Source organism: Mesorhizobium sp. M7A.F.Ca.US.014.04.1.1 (genome assembly GCF_003998745.1).
GTDB lineage: Bacteria > Pseudomonadota > Alphaproteobacteria > Rhizobiales > Rhizobiaceae > Mesorhizobium > Mesorhizobium ciceri.
Genome location: NZ_RZRW01000410.1, coordinates 1 through 5,240 on the forward strand (window position 1 = coordinate 1; position 5,240 = coordinate 5,240).

General features: G+C 61.6%; 7 protein-coding genes. All 7 read right to left on the reverse strand.

Annotation, left to right across the window (positions count from 1 at the left end; genetic code table 11):
* Positions 1–43: 43 nt before the first annotated feature.
* The gene (locus EOA22_RS23575) at positions 44–394 is read right to left on the reverse strand and encodes an ArsC family reductase (protein WP_063167640.1); all 351 of its coding nucleotides are present in this window, start codon (positions 392–394) and stop codon (positions 44–46) included.
* Positions 395–567: 173 nt separating this feature from the next.
* On the reverse strand, positions 568–921 hold the full coding sequence (locus EOA22_RS23580; RefSeq protein WP_013532858.1) for a nuclear transport factor 2 family protein: 354 nt from the start codon (positions 919–921) through the stop codon (positions 568–570).
* Between the two features lie 136 nt (positions 922–1,057).
* On the reverse strand, positions 1,058–1,738 hold the full coding sequence (locus EOA22_RS23585; RefSeq protein WP_245441279.1) for a 2'-5' RNA ligase: 681 nt from the start codon (positions 1,736–1,738) through the stop codon (positions 1,058–1,060).
* Between the two features lie 102 nt (positions 1,739–1,840).
* Positions 1,841–2,926: an ABC transporter ATP-binding protein gene (locus tag EOA22_RS23590; protein ID WP_027164193.1), complete on the reverse strand. Its 1,086-nt coding sequence runs from the start codon at positions 2,924–2,926 to the stop codon at positions 1,841–1,843.
* Entirely contained in the window at positions 2,916–3,524 is a 609-nt protein-coding gene (locus EOA22_RS23595) for a cupin domain-containing protein (RefSeq protein WP_063167638.1), read from the reverse strand. Before EOA22_RS23595 ends, EOA22_RS23590 begins: the two co-directional genes overlap by 11 nt.
* A gap of 173 nt (positions 3,525–3,697) precedes the next feature.
* Positions 3,698–4,768 carry an ABC transporter substrate-binding protein gene (locus tag EOA22_RS23600; protein WP_024502621.1) on the reverse strand — a complete coding sequence of 357 codons (1,071 nt, stop codon included), beginning with the start codon at positions 4,766–4,768 and terminating at the stop codon, positions 3,698–3,700.
* A partial coding sequence (locus tag EOA22_RS23605) for an ABC transporter permease subunit (RefSeq protein WP_127390249.1) occupies positions 4,753–5,240 on the reverse strand: 488 nt, incomplete at its 5' end. The genes EOA22_RS23600 and EOA22_RS23605, both read right to left, overlap by 16 nt.

Below are 5,240 nucleotides of genomic sequence, written 5' to 3' on the forward strand. Positions count from 1 at the left end.
ACAGAGGGGGGCGCCACGGAACACCGTGGACCGAGAGGCAGCTCTACTCCCCCACCGCCGCCTCATAGACATCAGCCTTGAACCCGACCATAACCCGGTCGCCTACCTCCAGAACCGGCCGCTTGATCATGGTCGGCTTGGCCAGCATCAGCGCCTTGGCGCTCTTCTCGTCGAGACCCTGCTTTTCCTTGTCCGGCAGCTCGCGGAACGTCGTGCTCGCCTTGTTGAGCAGCTTTTCCCAGCCGACCTTGCCCGCCCAACCATCCAGCCGCTTCGCGTCCAGTCCCTCGGCCCTGAAATCGTGAAACCGGTAGGCTACGTCATGGCCTTCCAGCCAGACGCGCGCCTTCCTGACCGTGTCGCAGGTGGTGATGCCGTACATGGTGATCGTCAAAAGCGTGCTTCCTTGGCTGACTGTCGAATCCGTTCCACAGACTAAACCGCCCTTCCCGATTTGCCAGAGCCGTTGCCATATCTCCGTTCCACATGACGGCCAGGACAATGTCCTGGCCGTCTAACCTCCAGATCATGCAGCAGCGATGTGAGCCGGAAGCCGGGGGTCCGGCCTCAATAATAGAAGCGCTCTTCGGTGATCTTGCCGTTTTTGACCGTGTAGAGGCCAACTTCATCCATGGTGACACGCTCGCCGGTAGCCTTGGGCGTTATGTCGAACTTGAAGCGCACCGCGAACTGGTCGCCATTGACATAGGGGCCTTCGACAGAGCCGCCATGGACTTCATTGTTCTCCTGCCACCACTGGCCCTTCTGCCTGAGAGCCTCCTTGCCACGGGAGATGGCCATCGGCCCCTCCATGGCTTCGTAGCTCACGATATCGTCGGAATTGTACTTCTCGGCGGCAGCTTCGTTCTCGCCCTGCTTGAGCAGCTCGGTAAAATCCTTGGCAATTTCCGCGATGGTCATTTGCGTTCCTCCTGTTCAGACGCACTGCAAATAGGCAACGACTCGCTGGCCTGCCATCGTCGGACCACGGGGTAGCTGACAAGCCATGTCAGGATGATGGATATCGCTCGGAGTATGTGACGACGATGTGAGCACATCACATCGCGCTCAGCGGCCAACATTCCGGGAAAACGTACTTCTTCAGTCCGCGCAAGCTGTGCACAAGGACGAACTCTCGTGCAACAAAGCTGATTGGGCCCATAGGCTGTTTGGGGACAAGTTTTCGGTCATATGCAAGCGTCAGATGCGGAACGAAACCATCTGACGCCTTGAGGCCTTCGCGCAGCATTTCGACGCCGAGCTTCCTGCTCAACTCACAAACCGGTCCGTCATCGGCGAGAAGCACGAAAGGGTGTTTGGCTGGCTTGCCCCTAGTCGCCGGTCGGCCGGGAAAGCTACTGGCATAGCGAAAGGTAACCTCGAACGGGGCCATCGCAATGCGCCGTCCCGATCGGGCGGCCGCAAAAAGAATTTTGGACCGTAGCCTTTTGTAATCACCGACATGCTGCAGGCTGACGTGAAAACGCTCCGGTAGCAGTTGGTCGCCGGTTACCCCGCATTGGCCGCATAGCCGATTTTGACAATCGGCAAAGCGCGAATGGTCCTTAGACTGCAAAAACAAACCGAAGAACACGCGCTCGGGCCGTTTAGGCCGCCATGGCGGCTCTGGAAGTCCATAGTCGAATTCGCCTTGCAGATACATACGCACACGCCCGGCAAAGAACGCTCCTGTTTTGCTCCATTCCGGAACAAAACAGGAACGCTCTCCTTGAGTCAAGCCTGGAATCTATTCGAGCTCACGCCCAGCAGCCGATGATACCCTCGACCTCGAGGAAATCGTGGATCGCCCAGTTGGCCCCGGTTTTTAGAGTTCGATGAACTAACCTGGCAGCACTGGGCAGTTGGCGCCACGGCGCAGGCTGATATGCGCCACGTCGCCGACCTGGAAGCGAAAACCCTCGGCCTGGCGCGGCGCGTCGATGACGACAGGTGCGCCCTGCCCGAGTTCGGCATGCAGGCGCAGCGTGCGGCCGTGAAAGACGACGCTGTTGACGCGCGCCGGTGCGGTGCCGGGCGCGGCCTCGGTCATCGCCAGCAAATCCTCCGGGCGCACGCCGATGGTGCGGGTAGCGCCCTCGGCAGGTGCCTCGCCGGTTTCAGAAATAGCCTCCAGCGGCAGGGTGCCGGCGGTGAAACGCAAGCGATCGCCATCGCGGCCGACAAACCGTGATTGCAGGAGATTCATGGTGCCGATGAAGCTCGCCACAAACTTCGTGGCAGGCCGGTCATAAAGTGTGGCCGGCGGTGCGATCTGCTCGATGCGGCCCTTGTTCATGACGACGATGCGGTCGGAAATCGACAGCGCTTCGGTCTGGTCGTGGGTGACCATGACGAAGGTGGTGCCAAGCCGCGACTGCAGCCGCTTCAGCTCAACCTGCATCTGTTCGCGCAGATGCGCATCGAGCGCCGACAACGGCTCGTCGAGCAGCAGCACGCGCGGCTCGCAGACGATGGCACGCGCGAGCGCGACGCGTTGGCGCTGGCCGCCAGACAGTTCGGAGACACGGGCGCCAAGCTTGTCGGCGAGACCGACCATGTCGAGCGCTTCGCCGGTGCGCTTAGCCTGTTCGGCTCCAGACAGTTTGCGCAGCGACAGACCGAAGCCGACATTTTCTGCAACATTCATGTGCGGGAACAGCGCGTAGTCCTGGAACACGGTATTGACCGGCCGGTCGAACGGGCGAAGTGCCGTGATATCGCGGCCGTCTAGCAGCACCTTGCCGCTCGACGGGCTTTCGAAACCGGCGATGACGCGCAGACTGGTGGTCTTGCCGCAACCCGACGGCCCGAGCAGCGTGATGAACTCGCCGCTGATAATGTCGAGATCGACGGCGTCGAGCCCGACGATGCCGCCAGGAAAAATCTTCGAGACCGCCTGCAGCCGGACGAGTGGATCAGGCGCCATCGCGAACCTCGGACGGCTTCGTGGTGTTGACCCAGAGAATCTGGCACCGCTCGGCGCCCGGATTGCGGAAGGCATGCAAAAGCGTGCTCTTGAAGGCAAAGCTGTCGCCGGCCTTCAGCACGTACTTTGTCGAATCCACCACCAGTTCGACCTCACCAGCCAGCACGAAGCCGAATTCATGGCCGGCATGCGCATAGGCCTCGGCCGTGCCGCCGCCGGCTTCCACCGTCACCAGCATGCCGGTCAGCGTCGCGCCCGGGGGTGACAGCAGCGCCTTGGCAATGCCTTCCGATTTCACCGGGATTTGCCGCCGCTTGTCGGCACGCACGCAATAGAGGTCGTTCGCCGTATCGCTGCCGTCGGCGATCAGCGCCGACGGCTCGATGTCGAGGGCGGCGGCGAGCGGCCAGATCACCTTGACGCGCAGCGAGGACATGCCGCGCTCGATCTGGCTCAATGCACCGATCGACACGCCGGCCTTTGCCGCAAGATCGGCCAGCGACAGCTTGCGCTCCAGCCGCAGCGCCCGCACCCGCCTGCCGACCCGCACATCGGCATCGTCCTTCGGCTTTTCAGCCGTTTCGTCCAGCATGTCCATGCGTTAGTCCTCGTTTGCTTTCCCTTCTCCCCTTGTGGGAGAAGGTGGATCGGCGCGCAGCGCCGAGACGGTTGAGGGGTGTTCCAGCGGAGTGAGACGCTGGTGTTCCCTGGAGCACCCCTCATCCGTCGCCTTCGGCGACACCTTCTCCCACAAGGGGAGAAGGGGGAGCTTTATCCCCCCGCCTTCACCTTCTCAAACATCTTGGCGAGGTCGTCATTCTGTTTCATCGGTCCGGTGAAGATGGTGGTCTTCAGCATCACCTCCGGGTCGGACGGCAGCTGCAATTTCTCCAGCTCCTCCTTCGGCACCGCCGCGAAGGCCGAACTGGTCGAGCTGCCATAGCCGTAGGCCTCGATCAGGTATTTGCCGGAATCCGTCTCCAGCCGGCTGTTGATGAAATCATAGGCGAGGTCGACATTCTTGGCGTCCTTGAGCATCACGAAGCCGCAGGCCCAGGTCAGCATGCCCTCCTTGGGCTTCATGAACTCGACCGGCACGCCCTGCTTCTTGAGCGAGGTGGCCGACGCGTTCCAGGTCATGGCGGCGACCAATTGGCCGCTGGCCAGCGCCTGTTCGACGGAGGTCATGTCGGTGGTGTAGTTGGAGAGCAGCGGGCGCTGCTCGCGCAGCTTCTCGGCCACCTTGTCCATTTGCTCCGGCGTCATGTCGAACGGATTGACGCCGGCGAGCAGCGCCGCCACGACAGGCGTGTCATGCACCGCGTCGATCGTCGCCATGCGACCGGCATACTGCTTGTCCCACAAAAGGTTCCAGCTCGCTTCCGGGTTCTTCACCAGATCGGTGCGGTAGAGGATCGAGGTGTTGCCCCAGTCCCACGGCACCATCCAGACCTTGCCGTCGCCAGCCTGCAGGTCTGGCAGGTTCTTGAACACCGGGAAGATCGAGTCCCAGTTCTTGATGCGCTTGGTGTCGATCGGCTGCAGCAGGCCTTCCTTGTTCCAGCGCGCCACCTTGTCATAGCAGGGATGCGCAATGTCGGGTCGGAAGCCGGCCTTGACCTTGGTGAAGGCGTCATCGTCGTCACCGAAGATCGAGGCCTCGACGCCATCGGGATGCGCGGCAAGGAAGCTCTTGTTGAAGTCGGGCAGTTCATAGCCCGACCAGGTGAAATATTGCAGTTTGTCGCCGGCGAAAGCGACGGTCGACGACAGCGCCAGCGCGAACGCCGTCAATCCAGCGCAAACAGTCTTTGCAGAGATCGATTTCAGGTCGAATGCCATTGCAGTTCTCCTCTCTTGGTTTGTTTTGGTTGTGATGGATCCGCAGGCTTTGGCGCCGTGGCGGACAAGCCGCGATGGCGCAGGATTTCAGCTGCTGCAGCGATGACGAAGGACACCGCCAGGATCGAAGTGCCCAGTGCCATCACCGTCGGCAGCGACCGGGGAAAACGCAGCTGGCTCCAGATGTAGAGCGGCAGCGTCGGCTCGGTGCCGGCCAGGAAGAACACGACGATGAATTCATCGAAGGAGATCAGGAAGGCCAGCATGAATGCCGAGACGATGGCCGGCAGGCTGAGCGGCAGCATGACCCGCCGGAAGGTCGTCCAGTCGGAGGCGCCGAGATCGAGTGCCGCCTCGCGAATGGTTTTCGGGATGGCGGCGAAGCGGCTGCGCATGATCACCACGGTCGTCGGCAGCGCCACCAATATATGGCCGAGAACGATGGCGACGCGCGATGGCCCCAGACCAACGA

Bases quoted from the DNA above. Each gene is read 5' to 3' on its own strand.
- EOA22_RS23580 (WP_013532858.1), bottom strand. From the start codon at position 921: ATGACCATCGCGGAAATTGCCAAGGATTTTACCGAGCTGCTCAAGCAG.
- EOA22_RS23590 (WP_027164193.1), bottom strand. From the start codon at position 2,926: ATGGCGCCTGATCCACTCGTCCGGCTGCAGGCGGTCTCGAAGATTTTT.
- EOA22_RS23595 (WP_063167638.1), bottom strand. From the start codon at position 3,524: ATGGACATGCTGGACGAAACGGCTGAAAAGCCGAAGGACGATGCCGAT.
- EOA22_RS23600 (WP_024502621.1), bottom strand. From the start codon at position 4,768: ATGGCATTCGACCTGAAATCGATCTCTGCAAAGACTGTTTGCGCTGGA.